The sequence below is a fragment of the Escherichia sp. WS1265 genome (genome assembly GCF_046487585.1).
GTDB lineage: Bacteria > Pseudomonadota > Gammaproteobacteria > Enterobacterales > Enterobacteriaceae > Escherichia > Escherichia coli.
This window is the reverse complement of sequence record NZ_JBJQJE010000007.1, coordinates 60,579-85,869: the sequence shown is the minus strand read 5'-3', so window position 1 is coordinate 85,869 and position 25,291 is coordinate 60,579. Positions and strand designations below refer to the sequence as shown.

At 52.5% G+C, this 25,291-nt stretch carries 22 protein-coding genes; 5 read left to right on the top strand and 17 right to left on the bottom strand.

The window, feature by feature from the left end; genetic code table 11:
- Positions 1–19: 19 nt before the first annotated feature.
- The 6 genes from ispG to yfhM all read right to left on the bottom strand — a co-directional run bounded on the left by ispG (position 20) and on the right by yfhM (position 11,618).
- Positions 20–1,138, bottom strand: coding sequence for a flavodoxin-dependent (E)-4-hydroxy-3-methylbut-2-enyl-diphosphate synthase (gene ispG / locus ACJHX3_RS09125; protein WP_000551810.1), 1,119 nt, complete (start codon positions 1,136–1,138; stop codon positions 20–22).
- Positions 1,139–1,164: 26 nt separating this feature from the next.
- Complete coding sequence (gene rodZ, locus ACJHX3_RS09120) at positions 1,165–2,178, bottom strand: cytoskeleton protein RodZ (protein WP_001090850.1); 1,014 nt, start codon at positions 2,176–2,178, stop codon at positions 1,165–1,167.
- 284 nt (positions 2,179–2,462) lie between these two features.
- Positions 2,463–3,617: a bifunctional tRNA (adenosine(37)-C2)-methyltransferase TrmG/ribosomal RNA large subunit methyltransferase RlmN gene (locus ACJHX3_RS09115; protein ID WP_000003317.1), complete on the bottom strand. Its 1,155-nt coding sequence runs from the start codon at positions 3,615–3,617 to the stop codon at positions 2,463–2,465.
- A 149-nt stretch (positions 3,618–3,766) separates the two neighbouring features.
- Positions 3,767–4,198, bottom strand: coding sequence for a nucleoside-diphosphate kinase (gene ndk, locus ACJHX3_RS09110; RefSeq protein WP_000963837.1), 432 nt, complete (start codon positions 4,196–4,198; stop codon positions 3,767–3,769).
- 148 nt (positions 4,199–4,346) lie between these two features.
- Positions 4,347–6,659 carry a peptidoglycan glycosyltransferase PbpC gene (pbpC, locus tag ACJHX3_RS09105; RefSeq protein WP_001137662.1) on the bottom strand — a complete coding sequence of 771 codons (2,313 nt, stop codon included), beginning with the start codon at positions 6,657–6,659 and terminating at the stop codon, positions 4,347–4,349.
- Positions 6,660–11,618, bottom strand: a complete 4,959-nt coding sequence (yfhM, locus tag ACJHX3_RS09100) for an alpha2-macroglobulin (RefSeq protein ID WP_094321835.1) — start codon at positions 11,616–11,618, stop codon at positions 6,660–6,662. It abuts the gene before it with no gap.
- A 206-nt stretch (positions 11,619–11,824) separates the two neighbouring features.
- Between yfhM and sseA the strand changes: the two genes are divergently transcribed.
- The 3 genes from sseA (at position 11,825) to timP (ending at position 14,115) form a co-directional block, all read left to right on the top strand.
- Complete coding sequence (gene sseA, locus ACJHX3_RS09095) at positions 11,825–12,670, top strand: 3-mercaptopyruvate sulfurtransferase (protein ID WP_000108641.1); 846 nt, start codon at positions 11,825–11,827, stop codon at positions 12,668–12,670.
- Positions 12,671–12,860: 190 nt separating this feature from the next.
- Positions 12,861–13,319 carry an IS200/IS605 family transposase gene (gene tnpA / locus ACJHX3_RS09090; RefSeq protein WP_140427139.1) on the top strand — a complete coding sequence of 153 codons (459 nt, stop codon included), beginning with the start codon at positions 12,861–12,863 and terminating at the stop codon, positions 13,317–13,319.
- A 670-nt stretch (positions 13,320–13,989) separates the two neighbouring features.
- Entirely contained in the window at positions 13,990–14,115 is a 126-nt protein-coding gene (timP, locus tag ACJHX3_RS09085; protein WP_004974226.1) for a small toxic inner membrane protein TimP, read from the top strand.
- A gap of 31 nt (positions 14,116–14,146) precedes the next feature.
- Here the strand turns inward: timP and sseB are convergent, their stop codons facing one another.
- The 11 genes from sseB to trmJ all read right to left on the bottom strand — a co-directional run bounded on the left by sseB (position 14,147) and on the right by trmJ (position 23,198).
- Positions 14,147–14,923: an enhanced serine sensitivity protein SseB gene (sseB, locus tag ACJHX3_RS09080; RefSeq protein WP_001469409.1), complete on the bottom strand. Its 777-nt coding sequence runs from the start codon at positions 14,921–14,923 to the stop codon at positions 14,147–14,149.
- Positions 14,924–15,065: 142 nt separating this feature from the next.
- The gene (gene pepB / locus ACJHX3_RS09075; protein WP_000133606.1) at positions 15,066–16,349 is read right to left on the bottom strand and encodes an aminopeptidase PepB; all 1,284 of its coding nucleotides are present in this window, start codon (positions 16,347–16,349) and stop codon (positions 15,066–15,068) included.
- Between the two features lie 244 nt (positions 16,350–16,593).
- Complete coding sequence (gene iscX / locus ACJHX3_RS09070) at positions 16,594–16,794, bottom strand: Fe-S cluster assembly protein IscX (protein WP_000523616.1); 201 nt, start codon at positions 16,792–16,794, stop codon at positions 16,594–16,596.
- An 11-nt stretch (positions 16,795–16,805) separates the two neighbouring features.
- The gene (gene fdx, locus ACJHX3_RS09065) at positions 16,806–17,141 is read right to left on the bottom strand and encodes an ISC system 2Fe-2S type ferredoxin (RefSeq protein ID WP_001124471.1); all 336 of its coding nucleotides are present in this window, start codon (positions 17,139–17,141) and stop codon (positions 16,806–16,808) included.
- Position 17,142: 1 nt separating this feature from the next.
- Entirely contained in the window at positions 17,143–18,993 is a 1,851-nt protein-coding gene (gene hscA / locus ACJHX3_RS09060; protein WP_001196639.1) for a Fe-S protein assembly chaperone HscA, read from the bottom strand.
- Between the two features lie 16 nt (positions 18,994–19,009).
- Positions 19,010–19,525 carry a co-chaperone HscB gene (gene hscB / locus ACJHX3_RS09055; protein ID WP_094321834.1) on the bottom strand — a complete coding sequence of 172 codons (516 nt, stop codon included), beginning with the start codon at positions 19,523–19,525 and terminating at the stop codon, positions 19,010–19,012.
- Positions 19,526–19,620: 95 nt separating this feature from the next.
- A complete protein-coding gene (gene iscA, locus ACJHX3_RS09050) occupies positions 19,621–19,944 on the bottom strand; it encodes an iron-sulfur cluster assembly protein IscA (protein WP_000028953.1) in 324 nt (107 codons plus the stop codon).
- Positions 19,945–19,960: 16 nt separating this feature from the next.
- Positions 19,961–20,347, bottom strand: coding sequence for a Fe-S cluster assembly scaffold IscU (iscU, locus tag ACJHX3_RS09045; RefSeq protein WP_000331707.1), 387 nt, complete (start codon positions 20,345–20,347; stop codon positions 19,961–19,963).
- A gap of 27 nt (positions 20,348–20,374) precedes the next feature.
- Positions 20,375–21,589: a cysteine desulfurase gene (gene iscS, locus ACJHX3_RS09040; RefSeq protein ID WP_001295373.1), complete on the bottom strand. Its 1,215-nt coding sequence runs from the start codon at positions 21,587–21,589 to the stop codon at positions 20,375–20,377.
- A 111-nt stretch (positions 21,590–21,700) separates the two neighbouring features.
- Complete coding sequence (iscR, locus tag ACJHX3_RS09035) at positions 21,701–22,189, bottom strand: Fe-S cluster assembly transcriptional regulator IscR (protein ID WP_001241357.1); 489 nt, start codon at positions 22,187–22,189, stop codon at positions 21,701–21,703.
- A 268-nt stretch (positions 22,190–22,457) separates the two neighbouring features.
- A complete protein-coding gene (gene trmJ / locus ACJHX3_RS09030) occupies positions 22,458–23,198 on the bottom strand; it encodes a tRNA (cytosine(32)/uridine(32)-2'-O)-methyltransferase TrmJ (RefSeq protein WP_000940019.1) in 741 nt (246 codons plus the stop codon).
- Positions 23,199–23,316: 118 nt separating this feature from the next.
- Here trmJ and suhB point away from each other — a divergent pair, with 118 nt between their 5' ends.
- Together suhB and ACJHX3_RS09020 are read left to right on the top strand one after the other, a co-directional pair.
- Complete coding sequence (gene suhB, locus ACJHX3_RS09025) at positions 23,317–24,120, top strand: inositol-1-monophosphatase (protein ID WP_000553451.1); 804 nt, start codon at positions 23,317–23,319, stop codon at positions 24,118–24,120.
- 144 nt (positions 24,121–24,264) lie between these two features.
- Positions 24,265–25,119 (top strand): alpha/beta hydrolase, encoded by an 855-nt coding sequence (locus tag ACJHX3_RS09020; RefSeq protein WP_001469408.1) that lies wholly within the window; start codon positions 24,265–24,267, stop codon positions 25,117–25,119.
- Positions 25,120–25,291 lie beyond the last annotated feature (172 nt).

Genomic DNA, 25,291 nt, shown 5'->3' with positions numbered 1-25,291 from the left:
GGCGCTTCCCATCACGTTATTATTTTTCAACCTGCTGAACGTCAATTCGACGCGCTTCGTCCAGCTGACTGGCTTTCGCACGAATGCGCGCTTCCAGCTGGTCGATCATATCGTTGTTGTCCAGACGGTCTTTGCGCACGCCATCTTCATAGAGGCCGCTTTTCTTGTTACCGCCGGTGACGCCGAGTGTAGAAACCAGCGCCTCACCTGGGCCATTCACCACACAGCCGATAATCGAAACGTCCATCGGAGTGATGATATCTTCCAGGCGTTGCTCCAGCGCGTTAACCGTACCGATAACATCAAACTCCTGACGCGAACAGGTTGGACAGGCGATGAAGTTGATCCCGCGCGAACGGATACGCAGCGATTTCAAAATATCGAAACCGACTTTGATCTCTTCGACCGGATCAGCCGCCAGCGATACGCGCAGCGTGTCGCCGATGCCTTCAGACAGCAGCAGACCTAAACCAATGGAGGATTTAACCGCCCCGCTGCGCGCACCACCCGCTTCGGTGATCCCCAGATGCAGCGGCTGATCGATCTGTTTTGCCAGCAAACGATAAGACTCAACAGCGAGGAATACGTCTGACGCTTTCACGCTGACTTTGAACTGATCGAAGTTCAGGCGATCGAGATGATCAACATGACGCATGGCGGATTCCAGCAACGCCTGCGGCGTCGGTTCGCCATACTTTTCTTGCAGATCTTTTTCCAGCGATCCGGCGTTAACGCCAATACGGATCGGAATGTTTTTATCGCGCGCACAGTCAACCACCATGCGAATACGCTCTTCATTACCGATATTGCCAGGGTTAATACGCAGACAATCGACGCCGTATTCCGCTACTTTCAGCGCAATGCGATAGTCGAAATGGATGTCAGCCACCAGCGGCACGTTAACCTGCTGTTTGATGAGTTTGAACGCTTCTGCCGCGTCCATCGTCGGTACTGAGACACGAACGATATCAGCGCCAACGCGTTCCAGCGCCTTGATTTGATTGACCGTTGCTTCGACATCTGTCGTGCGCGTATTGGTCATGGACTGTACGGCGATGGGAGCACCATCGCCAATCGGCACATTCCCAACGTAAATACGTGTTGATTTTCTACGTTGAATTGGAGCCTGGTTATGCATGAAAAATCTCCCGCGTTACCCGTCTGTTACTGCGCCGGTGATTGTTCGGCATTGAGGGTCAGACGCGCAACCTGGTTAGTTCTGATAAAACGACTCAGATCGACAGGTTTCCCTTGATACTGGATCTGTACTGCGGCTGGCGCACCAATTTTCAGTTTGTACGGTGCCTGGCCGGTTAAGTTCAAATTACCGTCTTTACGTTGCATACCGCTAAACAATTTTTTACCGGTAGCATCAGTGACCTCCAGCCAGCAATCGGCAGTAAAGTTCATCACCAGCGCATTCGGATCAGCCGCCGGCGTAGTCACGCCTGCCTGATCGGTTGGCAACGGCGCAGCGCCATCTGGCGTTGTTGTTGCCGTTGGTGCCGGGGTCGCGGCGGTATCCACATTTGCCTGCGAAGGCGAAACAACCGCATTCTGTTGCGGATCAACAGCTGGTGCTGGCGCAGTTACGGCAGGTGTTTGCGTGTTGGTTGCGGTAGTATCCACAGACGCTGGCGGCGTGGACGTTGTAGCCGGGTCTGTAGTTGTCGACGTATTTAACGGAACACTCTGCCCCTGCTCGCTATTACTGCTTAGTTCCGCCGAAGATTGATCGGCCATAGTGGTGATCTCTTCCTGCTGAGCCTTGTGGTCTTGCCACCACCAGGCACCGCTCAAGCCAATGACAACAAACAACACCAGCCAGGTGAAGGTCATCAGCCAGCCGTCGCGTTTTTTGCGGCGTTTACCGAGGGAAAAACTCTGCATCGGCGCAACTTTTGCAGCCCGTAGTGGAGCCTGCTTTTCCAGCCCTGGCAGCAGTTCTTCTTCTGGAATATGTACCAGACGCGCATAAGAGCGGATATATCCGCGCAGGAATGTTGAAGCAAGATCGGCGGGTGCCTTATCTTCTTCAATGTCGCGTACCGTGGAAACCTTCAGGCAAAGTCGCTCGGCAACGGCCTGCTGACTAAGTCCTAGTTGTTCGCGAGCATTACGCAGGCGAGCGCCGGTAGTAAGTGCTTCATTTTGGTCGTGCGTGGCTTCAGTATTCATTCGCTGCAGGTACGTTTAAATGAGAATTGAGATGCCGGTGAACCATCATGCTCACCCACACCGCGAAACATCCGTTAAGTTAACCGTTATCATACAGTATAAGACCGTCTGTGTGCTCGTGACAAAGCCCACATTCACTAAGGCTAACTTACTGTTGCATCGTTACATACTGCCTTAAAGTCAGCAAAAACGCACCGTTAATATTGACCAGACAATTGCAACTTAATACTTCATTCATAAAAGATTACGCCACGGTACATAAAGTAACCGTGGCGTAATGGCTATCAGACCGCTTTAATGTCGATGGCTTCACCCTGCATCCGTTTACGCAGAGTACGTTTCGTACGGTCGATAACATCGCCCGCCAACTGTCCACAGGCAGCATCGATATCATCACCACGAGTTTTACGCACAATAGTGGTGAAACCGTAGCTCATCAGCACTTTTGAGAAACGGTCGATACGGCTGTTCGAACTGCGTCCATACGGCGCGCCAGGGAACGGGTTCCACGGGATCAGGTTGATCTTACACGGCGTATCTTTCAGTAGCTCCGCCAGTTGGTGCGCGTGTTCAGTGCCGTCGTTAACGTGGTCAAGCATCACGTATTCAATAGTGACTCGGCCCTGATTGGCGTTGGATTTCTCCAGATAACGGCGCACCGCAGCAAGGAACGTTTCGATATTGTACTTTTTGTTGATCGGCACAATTTCGTCACGAATTTCATCGTTCGGCGCGTGCAGGGAAATTGCCAGTGCAACGTCGATCATATCGCCCAGTTTATCCAGCGCCGGAACTACACCGGAAGTGGAAAGCGTCACGCGACGTTTAGACAGACCAAAGCCAAAGTCATCCAACATGATTTCCATCGCCGGAACGACGTTGTTCAGGTTGAGCAGCGGCTCGCCCATGCCCATCATCACTACGTTAGTGATTGGGCGCTGACCGGTGACTTTTGCTGCGCCGACAATTTTCGCCGCACGCCACACCTGGCCGATAATTTCCGATACCCGCAGGTTGCGGTTAAAGCCCTGCTGGGCGGTGGAACAGAATTTACACTCCAGCGCACACCCTACCTGCGAAGAGACGCAGAGCGTGGCACGGTCGTCTTCCGGGATATACACCGTTTCAACGCGCTGATCGCCAACGGCGATCGCCCATTTAATGGTGCCGTCAGATGAACGCTGTTCTTCAACCACTTCCGGTGCACGGATTTCCGCCACCTCTTTCAGTTTGCCGCGCAACACTTTATTGATGTCGGTCATCTCATCAAAGTTGTCGCAGCAATAGTGATACATCCACTTCATCACCTGATCGGCGCGGAAGGGTTTTTCACCTAAATCTTTAAAAAACTCCCGCATCTGCTGACGGTTGAGATCCAGCAGGTTGATTTTTCCATCTTTCGTGGTGACGTTTTCAGGTGTGACTAATTGTTCAGACATATGCTATTCCGGCCTCGTTATTACACGTTATGGCCCCTGGAGGGTTGAAAAAAGAAACGCCCCGGTGAGCGGCTGCTCGTCCGGGGGCGCTGCATTGTACAAATTCTGGCGCATGGATGCCACGTTTGCACGCGGCATTTACGAAATTATTAACGGGTGCGCGGGCACACTTCGCCTTCGCCGAAGAAATAAGCGATTTCGCGAGCGGCAGATTCGACGGAATCAGAACCGTGGGTACCGTTTTCGGTCAGGCTGTCAGCGTAATCAGCGCGCAGAGTACCGGCCAGTGCATTTGCCGGATTGGTCGCGCCCAGCAGATCGCGGTGACGCTGAACGGCGTTTTCACCTTCCAGCACGGAAACCACGATCGGGCCAGAGGTCATGAATTCAACCAGACCATCAAAGAACGGTTTTCCATCGTGTTCAGCATAAAAGCCACGAGCCTGTTCAACGGTCAGGTGCAGCATTTTGGTGCCGACAATTTTGAACCCTGCAGCTTCAAAGCGCGCAAAGATATTACCAATGACGTTTTTTGCTACCGCGTTCGGTTTGATGATGGAAAAAGTACGTTCAATAGCCATTTTTACCTCTGTAAATTGTTCTGTTGTTGTCTGTACCAGCGTACGAGATGGCGCGGATTATAATGAGCAACAGGGCCGTTGACTATTGATGAAGGTAACATTTTTTTAAAATAAACCTAGTTTAAGCAACAATCAGGGACAAAACAGACTATTGCATGACAAATTTCACTGTCGCGATTTGCCCCACCTCATCCATCACCAGCAATTGATAATCGCCTTTATCCATCAAATGCAGGGTCACGTTGCGCCCGCGTTCAGTTAACGGTTCGCCATTCAGAAACCACCAGCGTTCACCTGCCCCTCCACTTGATTGCAACGGCAAAGTCGCTTCCGCTGCGCCCGGTAAACGTTTAATAATCGCGCCATCGCGAACACCTGTCAGCTGCAGTGGGAGTTGTGCATCGTGACCGTATGGCGGGCAAATTGTCGAGGCCGGTGGTAAGCGCACAGCGCGGCGTTCTGATGCGGGCAACCAGGGTTCCAGCGGTAGCGGCCAGACATTTATCATTTCTTGTCGCGCTTGCGGGCAATCAGCGGCAACACGTTTGCCATTTTCATCCAGCCAGATGGGGAAACGAATGCCATTAATGCCTTCCTGCTCCGGCAGTAATAGAGTTGGCGGCTGGCTCCCGTCCAGCAGCCAGGTTGCCAGGCGGCGGCGACAGTTACCGTCACCTTCCGGCAAAGACTGTCCGCCCGGCCAGCAGATAACACCACGACTTACAGAGTCAGGACGTGGGTCTTCCGGCAGATTCGCACTGCGCGACAGTAAGATATTATTAACCTGATTCAACAATGGTACGGCGCTGGCAAAGCCAAACTGACCAACAACGGGCGTGCCGTCCGGTCTGCCAGTCCAGATCCCAATAACATAGCGAGCGTTAACCCCAATCGCCCAGGCGTCACGATAGCCATAGCTGGTGCCCGTTTTCCATGCCAGTGGGGCGACGCGCGGCAAGGCACTATCCGGCAAGGGTTGCGCTTCATCAGCCATAATCCGGCGGATGATCCACGCAGCCCCCGACGACATTAAAGGCCGTTCAAGCAGCGGATCGTCAGGCTGTAAGCGCAATTTACCTGCCTTGCCGTGGCGAGCAAACGCGGTATACGCTGCCGCCATATCTTCCAGTTTTGCACCAGCGCCGCCGAGAATGAGCGAAAGATTCGGTGCAGCACCGTTGGGCAAATATAGCGGCAATCCAACATTGCGTAACTTTGCCGCAAACCGTTTCGGTCCATAGGCTTCCAGCACCTGCACAGCAGGTAAGTTCAGCGAGCGCACCAGCGCCTCACTCATGCTGATCGGGCCATGAAAACCGCTGTCAAAGTTGCCAGGTCGGTAATCACCGGTGCGCCGGGGTACGTCTTGCAACAGCGATGCCGGGTGGATCAAGCCTTCATCCAGCGCCAGACCATAAACAAACGGTTTGAGCACCGATCCTGGCGATCGGATCGCATTGACCATATCAACATGACCAAAGCGTGAATCATCGTTGAGATCAACCGATCCCACCCAGCCGCGAACACGCATATCGGTATGATCAACAACGATCATCGCCAGTGAGCTGCGCGGTGGTAATCGTCCTTTCCAGTTTTGCGCCAGTTCTTCCAGACGTCGTTGAAGACCGGCATCCAGCGTCGTAACGATTTTGTCGCTTTTGCTTTTACCGAGCATCATGCGCGAAAACAGCGGTGCCAGTTGCGGCATTTGTCGGGGTGCCAGCCAGATGGGTTCTTCCCTTGACTCTTTTACCTGCTCACGGGACCACACACCTTGCACGGCCATCCGTTCGAGCACTTTATTACGCGCGGCTTCGGCACGCTCCGGCCAACGATCCGGGCGTAGTCGGCTGGGTGCTTGCGGCAAAACCGCCAGCATTGCCGCCTCGGAATAGCTTAAATTCGCAGGCGACTTTCCGAGATAAGCCCAACTTGCCGCACCGATCCCCTGCAACGTACCGCCAAACGGAGCGCGGTTAAGATACAAGGTCAGAATTTCACGCTTAGGCAGATGCCATTCCAGTTGCAACGCGCGCCAGAGCTGGCGAATTTTGCCGCCAAATGTTTTGGGGTGAGGATCAAGCAGACGAGCAACCTGCATAGTGAGCGTGCTGCCACCGGAAATAACCCGTCCCGAAGTGAGATCTTGCCATGCTGCGCGCGCCACCGAGAATGGATTCACCCCCGGATGCTTCCAGAACCAGCGATCTTCATAATTGATCAGCGCTTCAAGGTAACGTGGAGAAACATCTTCGATTGTTACCGGATAACGCCAGATGCCGTCAGCATCGGCGAAGCGCCAGAGCGGCGTCCCATCCTGAGCCACAACCACTCGTGCGGGATTGACTTCATGCAGCGGTAGAGGCCAGAGTTTATCTGCTCCCCACGCTGCAAGAAAAAGGAGAAAGGGCGCGGCTGCCAGCGTTATCCAGCAGCCGCGTTTGGTTAACAGGCGAGGCATTTACGGTCTGACAATCAGCAAATCTTCAGCCGCGCCGGTCGCCCGCCATTGGGGAACATACATTGATTCCACCATCGGTTGCGGTACCTGATACGTTCCCGGCGTCACCGCCCGCGCCAGATACACCAGCGTTACCGGTTGGTATTCATCAACGGCAACCGCCGCCACAAAGCGATCGTCACGGAACTCAATGTGCTTAATGCTCGCCTGCTGCATCTGGTTCAGTAAGTTTTGCACTTCGCCACCACTTTGCTCCAGGCTGGCGCTACCGTTCGCCAGATTCTGGTTTTCCAGTTCCAGACCCGCAGGCAGCAGATCCACGACTAACGCATCCGGCACGCTGTTACTGGCTTTAACCTGCAACCAGACCAGCACCAGATCGCCGCTACGTAACGAGTCCAGCGATTTGCTCTTACCATCAGTACCAAGAATATGACGCTCGATTTGCAGCACATTGTTCGCCGGTAAAGGTGCGGATTGCGGATAACCGTTGGCATCCACACGCAGCCATAACGGCTGATCGCCACTGTTGGTCACCTGCAAGGTGGCAAGTTGATCGCTATTCAGATTGCTGTTTTGCGCTTTCTCGCCTGTCAGCGGCTCAGCTGAGAAAGAGGTTTGCGCCTGCCATTTACCCGGTAAATCCTGGATCGTACGGGCAGCCATGAACAACGCGTTGCTTTCCTGCGTCGATAGCCAGCGTTCACCAAACGCCTGCTGCGAAAGCGTGTTCAGCAAAGTGTTTTGCTCATCGGGTAGCAGTTTATTTTCTTCCAGCAAGGAGAGCATTAACGCGTTGTCGCGCAGTGGGCTACCGTAATCACCCAGCCATTTCCGCTCATCATTACGCGGCGTTTTCAGCGCCAGCGCAATCGCTTCTTCACTACGCGTCGCATCCCCCATGGTTTTCAGCGCAACGCCAAGTTGCAGCAGCGGTAATCCAGACGCAGCATCTGCACGATGCTCCCAGATTTCACGCAGCGCACCCAGTGGTGCTTTTTGCTGACGGGCCAGCACCAGCGCAGCGTAAGACTGTACGGCGAATTTACTGGCTTTGAGATTATCCGCGTACGGGATCGACATCATGCCCGGATCTTGTAAATAGCGCAGCAGACGCTCATTTCCCCGGTTAATGACGTCTGTCGGCACGCTGTAACCCTGCTCACCTGCGCGGACCAGGAAATCCATCACGTAAGCCGTCAGCCAGTACTCTTCGTCACCGTTTTTATCCCACAGCGCAAAGCCGCCGTTATCACGTTGCATTTGCAGCAAACGGGAAATGCCGATATCGACCGATGCACGGCGCTTCTCATCACTGTCGCCTTTGATGCCCAACGCCTGGAGTTGGGCTGCGTTGGTATAAAGTGACGGGAACAGGCCGCTGGCGGTTTGCTCAAGACAGCCGTACGGATACGCTTTTAACTCTTTGATATAACGTGCGATGTTCAGCGGTGGTTTGCCGCTCAACAACAATTGCCCTTCCAGTGTAACAGGCGAGAAGTTTTGCAATCCATCCGCCGGAATCGCCCATGTCTCACCAGGCTGCAACGCCGTACCGTAATTAACCGTTTGTGCCGGGAACGCCGGACGGACGCCGATTTTCCACTGCTTATGCTGATCGGCAACGGTTTCACCCGGTAACGCTAACCCGCTAATGGTGGCCTGAATTTCTCCATCGCCATAACCCGGCAATGCTCGCACCGGGATAAACAGCGTAGTACGCACACCTGGCGCTAATTCAACGGCTGCGGGTGAAACGCTGACCAGTTCAAGCAAACCACTGGCGGTCAGGGCAACGTTCAGTTTTTGCGGTTTATCGGTAAGATTAGTGATATCCAGCGTCAGACGCGAGGTATCGCCACTCGCCATAAAGCGCGGCATGTTCAGTTCAGCAATCACCGGTGCGGCAACTATCACTTTGCTTTCGTTGCTACCGAAGTCATCTGCCGTCCAGGCTTGCGCCATGACGCGTAGTTCACCGTTAAAATCGCCAATCGGCAGTGTAACCGAGCCTTCGCCCTGTTCGTTGAGCGTTACCGGCAGCGCCTGCTGCGCGACAATATTGACGTGATTGACCGGCGGTTTACCACCACGTTTCAGCTCATCACCATCGCCACCAAAACGCAGAGCTGCCAGACGCCCCTGACCTTCAATGACCTGACCGTAAATATCGTAAATGTCTGCACCATAGCGTTTCTGACCAAAGAACGCCTGCCACGGATCGGGGGTAACGTAATCAGTAATATTCAGCACACCGCTATCAACGGCAGACACCAGCACATTCACCTGTTTTGGCATCTCACCATTTTTATTGCTGGCTTTAATTTTCACGGTTAATGGCTGATTGGGGCGCATTTTGGTGGGGGTTTCCAGCGCCAGATCGAGACGACGGTTTTCATCGCCAAGCGGCAGATGCAACACCCCAACTGCGCGTTTTGGCGTCGCAGAGCGAGATTTATCGCCAGGACGTACCACCAGCGTACTTAAATACAAATCATGACGATTCCAGGTTTTATCGACCGGAATCGTCAGATCCAGCCCTTGAGCCGGAACATCAATCTCTTGCCACCACAGCGGCCCTTCACTGGACTCGACCATCGCATAACCTTTACCCGCCGTTGGCGCGGCGATATGCAACTTAATGGTGTCGCCAGGGCGATAACTGGCTTTATCCAGTTTCAGCGTGACACGGTCCGGACGCACTGCGCCGCTCCCGTCGCTGTTGTCCTGCCAGCTATAGCCAGCCCAGAAACGCACACTACTGACCGCTTCATTCGGCGCTTTGACTTCCAGACGATAAGCGCCCCACTCTACCGGGAAACTGACCTTGCCGGTTTCGTCCGCTTTCAGATCCAGAGTTTGTTCATTTTCAATCAGATCTTTTTGATCAAACTGTGATTGCCAGCCTTCATCTTCTGACCAGTTCCAGTAGTAATCGCGGCGTTCGCGAATCAGGCGCACCTGCAAGCCCGACACGGCTTTTTTCACGCCTTGCGCATCGCTATAAACGATGTCAAAAGCGGCGTTACTGCCTTCATCAACAATGGGCTGTTTCACCGTGCTGTCAGTGCGATAATCGTAAACCGATTTCGAGGCGAACTGCGGACGGATCCCCGGCAATGCATCGGCAGGCCAGATAGCCTGCTCAGCGCGGCGCGTCACCGGGCGACCGCCCGATTCCAACAAACTACCCTGGAAAATAACCTGTAATGGGGAATGCGTTTCCTTCCACTGGCTTTCTGTAGAAACTTCGCCACGCCCTTTATCATCCAGCGTCAACTGAACTTCATCCAGCGTGCGGGAAAGATTTTCGGCAGCTATATCGCCGAATTCGAAACCAGGTAAGGCTGACACAGCTTCACGCAGTGGGCGCAGGAAAAGTTGCCCTTGCAAAGTATTACCATTAGCAGGCGCACCATACAGGTAGTACCCCACCACGGAAAATCTCACTTCATCTTTCGGCGTTAGCGGGGTTTTCTCACCAGTCAGATTCAGCGCCATGCGCTCTGGCATAAAATCTTCGACGTGGAAATCCCACATCCGGTACTGGTTATCGCCCGTGTTAGCGCGAATATGCCACATACCGGTTGCCGCATTGCTATCGAGTGGCCAGGTAAAGTGGTAGAGGCCATTCTCCGGCTGACTAACGACGCTCCTGAGTACCTGCCCGTCGGGTTTAATCACGTCTAACTTGATGGGTTGATCGGGCAATGCTTTACCATCTGCATCACGCAATAAACCATTGAGGATGACTGTTTCACCAAGGCGATAAAGATCGCGCGGGCCAAACATGAAAAACTGTTTGCTATAGCCTGGCGCGCCAGCAATGATAAATTCTGCTAAGTCCAGCGCCGGAAGTTTTAAATCGAGTAGCGTTGTCTGACCGTCTTTACGCGCCAGCAGTAATGCCGCGTTTTTATCATTTTCCAGCTGCACATGCCCCTGAGCATCACTGGTTGCCTGAGTCAGAGTCTGCCCTTTCTCATTTAATAAAGAGACTTCTATTCCTTGCTGGGCCGCGCCGTTTTCCAGACTTTGGGTAAAGATATCCAGACGATTGTGATAACGGTGAGCTGAAACGCCGATATCACTTAACGTAAACAGCGTCGCGGGATTACTGTAATCGTAACGTCCAGCCTGATTCATCACAGCCAGGTACACGCCTGCCTGCTGAAGCGGTTTGATATCGCCCAACGGCAGCAATAATTTTTCACGGGTGTTACGCGCAGGATTGAGATCAAACCGTCCGGTGTAGACAAGATCCGCCATCTGCAGCAGTTTGTCAGACTGCCAGTTCGCCAGCGAATTGTGGTATTCCCATTGGCTAATGAATGCTGGCAGAGATTCTGGCTTAACACGGAAGAAGTTAACATCGACATTATTAACATTGAGCGCCATTACCGGCAGCCCTTCAATAACTTTACCAGGTAACAACGAGCCACGGCTGGCAAAACCGACGCTGGGTTGGATATCGCGGGTAGTTATAGTTTTTTCGTAATCTTTACTGAAGGTTGCGTTGTTGAGTGCTTTGACCTCCTTGCCAATAGTGACGATCAAATCACGTTTCGGTTCGAGGTGGCGTAAACGCAACTCTTTAAGATTATCTGACAGCTCCCAGGCACCATCCACTTTGCCGCTTTTCTTATCGACGACATGGATAACGCGTGAGAAATCCTGATCCGGGTCGAGAGGGATGGAGAACGTCAGCACCAGCGTGGCTGCGCCATCAAGTTGAACTTCAGAGAGATCCAGCAATGTCAGCGCCTTACCGGCACTCTGTTGTGCCAGTTTTTGTCGCTCCGGCACGGAGAGTTTTGCTGAACTCGCGTTTTCTGAAGAGACCGCTTTAGTAACTTCAGAAGGCGCATCTTTTTTCACCGCTGTTGGCGCGTTATCGTTGTTGTCGCACCCTGCCAGCGCCAGCATTAGCATGCAGGCGGCTACGCGTAACTTTTTCATTTTTCATCCCTGCCACAATGGCCCGTTAGCAACGTCGAATAATTATTATGCGTGAGAATTTACGTTATGTAATTCAGTATCACGCCCATACAATCCGAATTTTAGTGAGAATTGTGGCTCAGACAGCCAAATCAGCCTCTTTTGCTTGTCGCTTTTCACTAAACATCCGACAATTTAGCCTAACCCCGGCAAAAATGGAGATGCCTATGTCCACGACATGGTTTGTAGGAGCCGACTGGCTCGCCGAACATATTGATGACCCGGAAATTCAGATTATCGATGCCCGCATGGCGTCGCCTGGACAGGAAGATCGTAACGTTGCTCAGGAGTATCTGAATGGACATATTCCCGGCGCAGTGTTTTTTGATATAGAAGCGCTTTCTGATCACACTTCCCCGCTTCCGCACATGCTGCCGCGCCCGGAAACGTTCGCCGTGGCGATGCGTGAATTAGGCGTTAACCAGGACAAGCACCTGATTGTCTATGACGAAGGTAATCTTTTCTCAGCCCCACGAGCATGGTGGATGCTGCGCACCTTTGGTGTAGAGAAAGTGTCGATTCTGGGTGGTGGACTTGCAGGCTGGCAGCGCGATGATCTGCTGTTAGAAGAAGGTGCAGTAGAGCTGCCGGAAGGAGAGTTTAACGCCACGTTTAATCCTGAAGCCGTGGTGAAAGTCACCGATGTGTTATTGGCAAGCCATGAAAATACGGCGCAAATTATTGATGCCCGCCCGGCTGCACGTTTTAACGCAGAAGTTGATGAACCTCGCCCAGGTTTACGTCGCGGACATATTCCCGGTGCATTGAACGTTCCGTGGACGGAACTGGTGCGCGAAGGCGAACTAAAAACGACCGATGAACTGGATGCTATATTTTTTGGTCGCGGCGTCAGCTATGACAAACCGATTATCGTCAGCTGCGGCTCTGGTGTAACGGCAGCCGTGGTTTTGTTGGCACTCGCGACGCTGGATGTGCCAAACGTGAAAATGTACGACGGCGCATGGAGTGAATGGGGCGCACGGGCAGATTTACCGGTTGAGCCAGTGAAATAAGCTTTTTACAGGCAATAAAAAACCGCCGAATTTGGCGGTTTTTTATTGTGCACAGAAAACCCCCAGCTAGGCTGGGGGTTCCGGAAAGCTTTCAGCTTTGAGCCAGTTATTAAAACCCCTTTTGATTTGTTAAAACACCTTGCGGTCTGGCAACTGCAAGTGTCAAACAAGAAATCAAAAGGGGGTCCCAATGGGGGACGAAAAGAGCTTAGCGTACACCCGCTGGAACTGTAAATATCACATAGTTTTTGCGCCGAAATACCGAAGACTGGCGTTTTACGGAGAGAAGCGTAGGGCGATAGGCAGTATTTTGAGAAAGCTGTGTGAGTGGAAAAGCGTACGGATTCTGGAAGCAGAGTGCTGCGCAGATCATATCCATATGCTTGTGGAACTCCCACCCAAAATGAGCGTATCCGGCGTTATGGGATATCTGAAAGGGAAAAGCAGTCTGATGCTTTACGAGCAGTTTGGGGATTTGAAATTCAAATACAGAAACAGGGAGTTCTGGTGCCGAGGGTACTATGTCGATACGGTGGGTAAGAACACGGCGAAGATACAGGACTACATAAAGCACCAGCTTGAAGAGGATAAAATGGGGGAGCAGTTATCGATTCCATATCCGGGCAGCCCGTTTACGGGCCGTAAGTAACGAAGTTGAATGCAAATGTCAGATCGTATGCGCCTGTTAGGGCGCGGCTGGTAACAGAGCCTTACAGGCGCATTTGAAAAACCTCCGGCTATGCCGGAGGATATTTATTTGCTGGTCTGGTTCGCGGCCTTTCCAGCAGGTTGTATTACTGCAAGTGTATCTCGTCTACTCAATACTCGCTTTATGCATCAACGATGTCAAGTAGATAAAAAAGGATAGATTTTGAATTCATTTGGCTTATCAGTCCGAATTCAGACAAATATAAACAAATCCCGCTTAATATTAAAATATACTAACTGGTAAAAGATATTACTTAAACGTGTAATTTCACTTTCTTTAAACAACAAAAAACCGCCAAAATCAGGCGGTTTTTTGTTGCTGGTTTGGTTCGCGGCCTTTCCAGCAGGTTCACTTGTGTTGCATGAACAACGCAGGTGCCTCACAGCAAAAGAATACTCGCTGTTAAGAAATTTTGTGTCAAGTAAAAAACGAGTAATTATTTTTCGGTTAGCGTATTATCGACACCGGCCCTTTCCGCCGTCTCGCAAACGGGCGCTGGCTTTAGGAAAGGATGTTCCTTGGCCGTAAATGCAAGTGTATCTCGTCGCTTGCTATCGCGGCAATATCGCCAGTGGTGATGTCGTGATGCGGTCTTCGCATGGACCGCACAATGAAGATACGGTGCTTTTGTATCGTACTTATTGTTTCTGGTGCGCTGTTAACCGAGGTAAATAATAACCGGAGTCTCTCCGGCAACAATTTATTGGTGGTTAACAACCTTCAGAACAGCAGGTAAACCCGAATGCCGCCCTTTGGGGCGGCATATTTTAGATTATCCGGTTCTGTTTAAAGTCACGCAAAAAACCACCCCAGCGACGTTCATAGAATGGCACAATATGTTCGGTAATAAAGTGGCTAATTCCTTTTTCCCCTTTTTTCACCTGACAAATATCGATGGGTTCATCGCCAGGTAATGTATCGGTCGCTACACTTCCCGCCGCCTGAATAATTTCTTCGATATCACCATCGGCTTCAATGCCAATAAGTAAATTAGGCTGTGCCTCTTCGTTCTCTTTAATTGAACAAATAAAAGCACGCTTCACCGGCTTAATAGTTTTAAATAAGGTGGTGAGTGAATCAATCATTTGTGCTGGTGGCTCTGCGACTTCCGATAATATCAGCGATTCACCGCCCTCCAGTACTTCCTGGCTGCTCAGCGGATTTCCTTCTTCACCAATCAACAAACTGATTTCACGCGGCATAAATTCTTTACCGGTTGGCAGTTTGGCATTAAGGAAGAGCGTTTCGCCAAGGGTCATCTCAAACAATGTGCGAACGGGCATTACGACAAATGCCTGTTCGTCTTCAACCGCCTGTTGAAGTGCTTCTAACGAGGTGAAAAAAGGAATGACGCTGGTGCCGTCTTCTTTTTCCCAGTGCTGTAAATCAAGCGCGCTATCTTCAACCACAGCCTCGCCCTGCGCCGCCGTACCAGGCACCCAGACGATGGATTCCAGTAGAGTACGGAAAAAGGCCGGGCGGTGCGCCGGTTCGGTTGCTGCTTTTTCCAGCAGGTCTTCAAGTTCATTTTTTGTTTCGGACATAAGAACCACAATTCATTCAACGTTCGGGGCACAAGTGCCTGATGCGCCATACTTATCAGGCCTACAAGGGATTCACAATTTGTTGAATTTGCAATACTTTGTAGGCCGGATATGGCGTTTACGCCGCATCCGGCATATTAGTTTACGCCGTTAACAGATTAGCAATCGTGCGCACACCAAGTCCCGTAGCACCCGCAGACCACTGTTCAACCGGCGCTTTACGGTAAGTCGCCGAGCAGTCGATATGCAGCCAGCCTTGCTGATAGTTCTCAACAAAGTGCGACAGGAAGCCCGCCGCCGTGCTCGCGCCTGCCGGGTACGCCGCGCTTCCGGTATTGTTCAGTTCGGCAAAGTTAGACGGCAGCTGGCTGCGGTGGAACTCCGCCAGCGGCAGACGCCAGAACGGTTCATTCTCCTGCGCGGCACTCGCCAGCAAGCGACCGGCAAGCGCATCGTCAAAACTGAACAGCGCGTGATAATCATTACCCAGCGCAGTTTTCGCCGCCCCGGTGAGGGTCGCCGCATCAATGATCAGTTCCGGTTTCTGCGCACTGGCATCAATCAGGCCATCGGCCAGCACCAGACGCCCTTCCGCATCAGTGTTCATCACTTCAACTTTTTTACCGTTGCGATAGGTAATAATATCGCCCAGTTTGAACGCGTTGCCGCTGATCAGGTTATCCGCACAGCAGAGGAACAGCTTCACGCGCTTGTTCAGTCCGCGCGTAATGGCAAACGCCAGCGCCCCGGTAACCGTTGCCGCGCCGCCCATGTCCGACTTCATCGAGTCCATAAATGCGGTCTGTTTGATACTGTAGCCGCCGGAATCAAAGGTGATGCCTTTACCAACCAGGCACGCGTACACTGGCGCTTCTTTATCGCCAGTCGGGTTGTAATCCAGCGCCAGCAATACCGGAGAACGTTCTGAACCGCGCCCGACCGTGTGCAGCCCCATATAACCTTGCTCACGCAGATCTTCGCCTTTGGTGATCCGATAAGTCACACGATCGCCCGCGACGTTGCTGATCAGATCAACAGCACGCTGTGCCAGTTGCGATGGCCCCAGCTCTTCCGCCGGTGCGTTAATGGTGTCACGCACCCAGTCGATGATCATCAGGCGGTTATCCAGTTCCTGGCGCTGGGCATCGTCCAGATCCGGCCACTCCACTTTACGTGTGCCTTTCGGGGCTTTGTAACCTTGCCAGAATGCCCAGCAGCGATCCGCATCCCAGTCTTCACCGCTTAACTGAACATGCTTGATGCCCAGACCGTCAATCTTGCGCGCCGCACGCTGGATCAGCCCCAGATCGTCTGTCCCGTTCAAATGCAGGGTAATGCCATCATTATTAATGCTGTAAGTCGCTTTTTCTCCCCAGCGCGCGTCGGCAGGTTGGGTAGAGAGGGTAATCTTCATCGCTTCTGTCATTTTAGTTATCCTTCTTTGTAAAAGGGCCGCCAGTTGGCAGCCCCAGGATTTTTCCGCTAAATGATTCGCGTTGCAGGACAAAACGCATTGCGTTTTGAACAGCGCTTGCGCTGGCCCCGGAGGGGTGAGGCCAAAAGGCCGAATCACGCGGCAAGTGAGTGAAGCCCCAGGAGCATAGATAACTATGTGACTGGGGTGAACGAGCGCAGCCAACGCATCTGCGGCGTGAAGCATGACGCGGAAATTATTCGGCTTCGTCCAGCCAGACTAACAAAATCGCTTCGAGGATTTTCTCGTTGGATGCCTGCGGGTCGTCGTCGAAATCTTCCAGATCGCAAATCCACTGATGCATATCGGTGAATCGAACCGTTTTCGGATCAAGATCGGGATACGCATCGTACAGTGCTTCGCCAATTTCGCGGCTATCGGTCCACTTAAGTCCCATACTAACCTCTGTTAATGCTCACGCGCATGGTTGATAGTGTAACGCGGGATTTCGACCACTAAATCTTCGTCGGTAACGCGCGCCTGGCAGCTTAAACGGCTTTCCGGCTCCAGTCCCCAGGCTTTGTCCAGCATGTCGTCTTCCTGCTCTGAGCTTTCCGGCAGCGAGTCAAAACCTTCGCGAACGATGCAGTGGCAGGTGGTGCAAGCACAGGATTTTTCACAGGCGTGTTCAATCTCGATACCGTTACGCAGCGCAACGTCGAGAATGGTTTCACCACTATTCGCTTCCAGAACAGCGCCATCAGGGCAGAGATCCTGATGAGGCAAAATAACAATCTTTGGCATATTAAACCTCGTCCACGGAATGGCCTTTCAGCGCACGACGAACCGACTGGTCCATGCGGCGAGCGGCGAAATCCTGGGTTTGTTTGTCTACGTTTTTAATCGCTTGTTCGATAGCGTCAACATCATCGCCCTGCGCCACTTCACTCAGGTGAGCGGCAGCATCGTCAATGACCTGACGCTCTGCGGTGCTTAACAGCGCGGCATCAGCAGCCAGCGCGCCGTGCAGACTTTCCAGCACACGCGCCGCTTCTACTTTTTGTTCTGCCAACATACGGGCTTTTACGTCCTGCTCGGCATAGCTCATTGAGTCTTTGATCATCGAAGCGATTTCGCTATCGGTCAGACCGTAAGACGGTTTGACCTGAATAGACGCCTCAACGCCGGTGGATTTCTCCATCGCCGTCACGCTCAAAAGACCGTCGGCATCGACCTGGAACGTTACGCGAATATGCGCGCCGCCAGCCGGTAGCGCCGGGATACCACGCAGTGCAAAACGCGCCAGCGAGCGGCAGTCCTGCACCAGTTCACGTTCACCCTGCATCACATGGATAGACATTGCCGTCTGACCATCTTTAAAGGTGGTGAAATCCTGGGCGCGGGCCACCGGAATCGTGGTATTACGCGGGATCACTTTCTCCACCAGGCCGCCCATGGTCTCGAGGCCCAGCGACAGCGGGATCACATCCAGCAACAGCATTTCGCTGTCCGGCTTGTTACCCACCAGAATATCCGCCTGAATCGCCGCGCCAATAGCGACGACTTTATCCGGGTCGATAGAAGTCAGCGGTGGACGACCGAAAAATTCGCCTACTCGTTCACGCACCAGCGGCACGCGAGTAGAACCGCCAACCATCACCACTTCCAGCACATCATCAGCTTCTACGCCAGCGTCTTTCAGCGCACGACGACAAGCCAGTAAGGTTCGTTTTACCAGTGGCGCGATCAGTTCGTTGAATTGTTCACGGCTGATTTCGCCCTGCCAGCCCGCAACGTTAACGGTCACGGAGTCCGCATCGCTCAGCGCGATTTTGGCCGCAATGGCGGCATCCAGCAGTTCACGCTGAACGCGGTTATCGCTACGATCAGGAATGCCCGCCTGCTCGCGAATGTAATCCGCCAGCAGATGGTCGAAATCATCGCCGCCGAGCGCGGAATCACCGCCGGTCGCCAGCACTTCAAACACGCCGCGACTTAAGCGCAGAATGGAAATATCAAACGTCCCGCCGCCGAGGTCATAAACAGCGATCACGCCTTCCTGACCGGAATCCAGCCCGTAGGCGATAGCCGCAGCGGTCGGTTCGTTAAGTAAGCGCAGAACATGCAACCCCGCCAGACGCGCCGCGTCTTTGGTGCCCTGACGCTGGGCATCGTCAAAGTACGCCGGAACGGTGATAACGACACCATCCAGCTCGCCTGCCAGGGCTTCAGTTGCCCGCGCCGCCAGTGCTTTGAGGATGTCCGCAGAAACGCGCACCGGGTTCAGCAGCCCCGCCGCCGTTTCAATCATCGGCAGGCCGTTTTCGCTGGCCTGGAATTGATAAGGCAGATGCGGATAGCGTTGCTGGATATCAGCCAGCGAGCGCCCCATCAGGCGTTTAACAGAACTAATGGTGTTGGTGGTGTCAAGCGCTGCGTTAGTACGCGCGTCATAACCCACCGAATGCCCTTGCTGTTGATAGTGAACAACAGACGGCAGCAGGTGACGGCCTTCATGGTCGGCTAACGTTTCGGCCTGACCGCTGCGCACTGTCGCCACCAGCGAGTTGGTTGTGCCCAGGTCAATACCGGCCGCCAGACGACGCTGATGCGGCGCAGCACTCAAACCAGGTTCACTAATTTGTAATAAGGCCATGTTTAGCTTCCAGAAATTAAAAATCGAGCAGTTTTTCTTCGAGTTGTTCGGCACTGCTTCGCAGTTTATCGAGAAAACGCAGCTTACGCACGGTATCCGCCGCCGCGTCCCACGTCTCGTTGTCTAACTGTTCAACCATCAACTGATGGCGGGTATCAAACATCTTTTTCACACGTTTGATAAAGCTTTCCAGCCGCGCTTCATCTTTCGCCTGTTCGATCTCGTCCAGTTCTTCGCGCAGCTCCAGCTGTTCCATCAGGAACGCGGTGTCGCGCACAGTATGCTGCTCGCTGGCGAGATCAAAACCGTGCAAAGAAAGCAAATATTCCGCGCGCATTAACGGATGACGCAGCGTTTGCCAGGCCTGGTTAATGGTTGCAGATTGCTGTACGGCGGCGAGTTGTTCCGCCTTGCTTCCGCTGGCGAATTTATCAGGATGATACTGACGTTGTAGATCCTGAAAACGCAGGCTCAGCGCCTGGGTATCGAGTTGATAACGGGCAGGCAAGCCAAAGAGGGTGAAGTAATCCATAACATTCTCAGGGCTGTGATCCGCCGCGATAACGGCGAATCAGGTAAAACAAACCCCACGCGCAGGCGACCACGGTGGGGTTATCGGTATGCGCATCAAACGTGGAAGCTTTCGCCGCAACCACACTCATCTTTAACGTTCGGGTTGGTGAATTTAAACCCTTCGTTCAGGCCTTCTTTTACGAAGTCCAGCTGCGTACCGTCCAGAAATTGCAGGCTTTTGCCATCGACCACGACTTTCACGCCTTTGTCTTCAAACACGATGTCTTCCGGCGTCGGTTCGTCAACAAATTCCAGTACATAAGCCATACCTGAACATCCGGAGGTTCTCACGCCCAGACGCAGGCCAAACCCTTTGCCACGGTTAGCCAGAAAGGTATTTACTCGCGCTGCTGCACTGTCGCTCAGTGTAATCGACATAACCAAACCTCAACTCTTATTTTGCTTCACGTTTGCTTTTATAGTCCGCAATGGCGGCTTTGATCGCGTCTTCTGCCAGAATAGAACAGTGAATTTTCACCGGAGGCAGTTCAAGTTCTTCAGCAATATCGGTGTTTTTGATCGCCTGCGCTTCGTCGAGAGACTTCCCTTTCACCCATTCGGTGACCAGGGAGCTGGAAGCGATAGCAGAACCGCAGCCGTAAGTTTTAAAACGCGCGTCTTCAATGATACCTTCATCGTTGACTTTAATCTGCAACTTCATCACGTCGCCACAGGCCGGTGCACCCACCATGCCGCTGCCGACGTTCTCGTCGTTGTTGTCAAAGGAACCCACGTTACGCGGATTCTCGTAATGGTCGATAACTTTTTCGCTGTAAGCCATTATAAATTCTCCTGATTCCGATACCGATTAATGATGAGCCCATTCGATGCTGTTCAGATCCACGCCCTGCTTGTACATTTCCCACAGCGGAGAAAGGTCACGCAGACGACCGATGGATTTACGAACTAACTCGATGGTGTAGTCGATCTCTTCTTCAGTAGTAAAACGACCTAAAGAGAAACGGATAGAGCTATGTGCCAGCTCGTCGTTCAGCCCCAGCGCGCGCAGCACGTAGGACGGTTCGAGGCTTGCTGACGTACAGGCGGAACCGGAAGAAACCGCGAGGTCTTTCAGCGCCATAATCAGCGACTCACCTTCAACGTAGTTGAAGCTGACGTTAAGAATGTTCGGCGCACCGTGTTCGAGGTCACCGTTCAGGTAAACTTCTTCGATATCTTTGATGCCGTTCCACAGACGGTTACGCAGGCCGCGCAGACGTTCCATCTCGGTCGCCATCTCTTCTTTTGCGATGCGATAGGCTTCGCCCATACCGACGATCTGGTGGACAGGCAGGGTGCCGGAACGCATACCGCGCTCGTGACCGCCGCCGTGCATTTGCGCTTCGATGCGTACGCGCGGTTTACGACGTACATATAGCGCACCGATACCTTTCGGGCCATAGATTTTGTGACCGGAGAAAGACATCAGGTCAACTTTCAACTGGCTCAGGTCGATAGGCAGTTTGCCCACGCTCTGGGTTGCATCAACGTGATAGATAATGCCTCGAGCACGGCACATTTCGCCGATAGCCGCGATATCCTGCACCACGCCGATTTCGTTATTTACGTGCATTATGGAAACGAGGATGGTGTCGTCACGCATCGCTGCTTCCAGTTCTTTCAGGTCGATAATGCCATTACGCTGCGGTGCCAGATAGGTGACTTCGAAACCTTCGCGCTCCAGCTGACGGCAGGTATCCAGTACCGCTTTGTGTTCGGTTTTGCTGGTGATGATGTGCTTGCCTTTTTTCTGATAAAAGTTGGCTGCACCTTTGATCGCCAGGTTGTCAGATTCGGTTGCACCAGAGGTAAAGACGATTTCACGCGGGTCAGCGCCGACCAGATCTGCAATCTGATTACGGGCGATATCAACCGCTTCTTCAGCCTGCCAGCCGAAACGGTGAGAACGGGAGGCCGGGTTACCAAAGGTTCCGTCCATCGTCATAAACTGCATCATTTTCTCGGCAACACGCGGGTCCACCGGCGTGGTTGCGGAGTAGTCGAGATAAATCGGTAATTTCATTGCTCTATAAACTCCGTACATCACTCAATGCAAGGAACCAGGCTACCGGCTGGATGTACGACCGTGTTTACGGAGTGTTAAACACTCCGGCCTGATTCTGAATACTTTTTATTAAGCGCGTAACTTAACGTCGATCGCGTCTTGTGTGCGGGTGCGTGGCGCGTCGTGAGTATGCTGACGACCAGACACATCCAGCACTTCCTGGTTATTAACCAGTTCGCCTAAAGTAATGTTGTTGAGAAAACCGGTGAGACGGTCGCTCAAATCACGCCACAGCGCGTGGGTCAGGCATTTATCGCCGCCCTGGCAGCCGCCTTTACCCTGACAACGGGTGGCATCTACAGATTCGTCAACGGCGCTAATCACTTCGCCAACGGCGATGCTGCTGGCATCTTTGCCTAACAGATAACCACCGCCTGGTCCACGTACGCTGGAAACCAGACCATTTTTACGCAGACGGGAAAACAGTTGTTCCAGATAAGAAAGGGAAATTCCCTGACGTTCGGAAATATCAGCCAACGGTACCGGGCCCGCTTCAGAGTTGAGCGCAACGTCAAGCATTGCGGTCACGGCATAGCGCCCTTTAGATGTCAGTCTCATGTCTTACTTCACCTCAAACTCGCCCCTGCCCGGGGTTTTTTATTGTAAAAGTGGGGTATTGCATAGCAGGGTCAAGTCTGACATTCCCGAGTAAATTGGTCAACTATTTACTTGACTGATTTAGTCGGGTATTTAACCTTCAGTGCCATTTTTTTATCGTGGCGTTTGTACCTGTTGTCGGATGCGGTGTGAACACCTTATCCGACCTACGGTTCTGTACATTGTAGGCCTGATAAGACGCATTAAGCGTCGCATCAGGCAACCACTGTTATTCGGCCTTATTACCTTTATTCTGCTGCTCTATAGAAGCCAGAATCCCGCGCAGGATATTCAATTCCTGGCTTTCCGGGCGCGCACGGGTAAACAGACGGCGCAATTTATTCATCACCTGCCCCGGATGGTTTTCACGAATAAAACCGGTTGCCAGCAGCGTTTGTTCCAGATGACCATAAAAACGCTCCAGATCATCGACCAGCGGATACGGCGTCTCTTCATGCTCGACTTGTTCGCCATTTTCCTGAGTTGCCAGCCAGGCCATGCGCACTTCATAGGCAATAACCTGAACCGCCATCGCCAGGTTCAGCGAACTGTATTCCGGGTTCGCAGCAATCGCGACATGATAATGGCATTTCTGCAACTCTTCATTGGTCAAGCCAACACGCTCACGACCAAAAACCAGCGCCACCGGGGTATTTGCCGCTTCAGCGACGCTTTTCAGACCGCATTCGCGCGGGTCGAGCATCGGCCACGGCAGCGTGCGGGAGCGTGCGCTGGTGCCCACCACCAGGCTACAACCGGCTAACGCTTCGTCGAGCGTATCGACGATGTGAGCATTACCAATCACATCGCTGGCCCCTGCTGCCAGGGCAATCGCCTGGGAGTCAGGTTTCACCAGTGGATTAACCAGCCACAGATTGGTTAATCCCATTGTTTTCATGGCACGGGCAACAGAACCCATATTGCCGGTGTGTGACGTCTCCACCAGCACAATTCGAATATTTTGCAGCATTGTCTTTCTTCGTCTAAAGATTATTCGCGCATCTTATCATAAAACGAAGACAGATGCCGATCTCGCTGCTATACTCTGCGCCGTTTTCCCGTTCTTTAACATCCAGTGAGAGAGACCGATGCATCCGATGCTGAACATCGCCGTGCGCGCAGCGCGCAAGGCGGGTAATTTAATTGCCAAAAACTATGAAACCCCGGACGCTGTAGAAGCGAGCCAGAAAGGCAGTAACGACTTCGTGACCAACGTAGATAAAGCTGCCGAAGCGGTGATTATCGACACGATTCGTAAATCTTACCCACAGCACACCATCATCACCGAAGAAAGCGGTGAACTTGAAGGTACTGATCAGGATGTTCAATGGGTTATCGATCCACTGGATGGCACTACCAACTTTATCAAACGTCTGCCGCACTTCGCGGTATCTATCGCCGTTCGTATCAAAGGCCGCACTGAAGTTGCTGTGGTTTACGATCCTATGCGTAACGAACTGTTCACCGCCACTCGCGGTCAGGGCGCACAGCTGAACGGCTACCGTCTGCGCGGCAGCACCGCTCGCGATCTCGACGGTACTATTCTGGCGACCGGCTTCCCGTTCAAAGCAAAACAGTACGCCACCACCTACATCAACATCGTCGGCAAACTGTTCAACGAATGCGCTGACTTCCGTCGTACCGGTTCTGCGGCGCTGGATCTGGCTTACGTTGCTGCGGGTCGCGTTGACGGTTTCTTTGAAATCGGTCTGCGTCCGTGGGATTTCGCCGCAGGCGAGCTGCTGGTTCGTGAAGCGGGCGGCATCGTCAGCGACTTCACCGGTGGTCATAACTACATGCTGACCGGTAACATCGTTGCTGGTAACCCGCGCGTTGTTAAAGCCATGCTGGCGAATATGCGTGACGAGTTAAGCGACGCCCTGAAGCGTTAATGACTCTGGCGGGTGATGTCACTCACCCGCCCTCGCCTTTCAGGCGCTATTCCGAAATACTTCCTCACCGCTTTACTTTCTTTCGCCACTCTCCCACCATCTTTCCCCGATTAATGGATGATAAAGAAGTCGCAAGGAAAGGTTATGGCGCTGCCAGTGAACAAACGCGTTCTCAAAATTCTGTTTATTCTCTTTGTTGTTGCCTTCTGCATTTATTTAATACCGCGCATCGCCATCAATTTCTTCTATTATCCTGACGACAAAATTTACGGTCCCGAACCCTGGTCGGCGGAATCCGTCGAATTTACGGCTAAGGACGGTACTCATCTGCAAGGCTGGTTTATCCCTTCTTCGACGGGCCCTGCTGATAACGCCATTGCTACCATTATTCATGCTCACGGCAATGCCGGAAATATGTCCGCCCACTGGCCGCTGGTCAGTTGGTTACCCGAACGTAATTTCAATGTTTTTATGTTTGATTATCGTGGATTCGGTAAATCAAAAGGAAAACCTTCTCAGGCAGGGTTATTAGACGATACGCAAAGCGCCATCAATGTGGTGCGCCATCGCAGTGATGTAAACCCACAACGGCTGGTGCTGTTCGGGCAGAGTATTGGCGGGGCGAATATTCTTGATGTTATTGGTCAGGGTGATCGTGAAGGCATACGTGCGGTGATCCTCGACTCCACATTTGCCTCTTATGCGACCATCGCCAACCAGATGATTCCCGGCAGTGGCTACTTACTTGATGAGAGTTACAGCGGCGAAAATTACATCGCCAGCGTCAGCCCGATCCCGCTTTTACTCATTCACGGTAAAGCTGATCACGTTATCCCATGGCAGCACAGCGAAAAGTTGTATAGCCTGGCAAAAGAGCCAAAACGGTTGATCCTAATCCCGGATGGCGAACACATTGATGCTTTTTCTGATCGTCACGGCGATGTTTATCGCGAACAGATGGTGGATTTTATCCTTAGCGCGTTGAATCCGCAGAACTAACCCATGATCGCTAGCACGATAATCATTCACAAAACCACCTTAAGACATGCTAATCCACTGGTCAGAACAGTTTAAGATGAGAAAAATTCTGTGACGCTTGCCAACATTTCTGATGATTAGCATTCCCTTCGCCATTTCCCTGAGCAAACTTTAGCTATTCTTATCAATTATG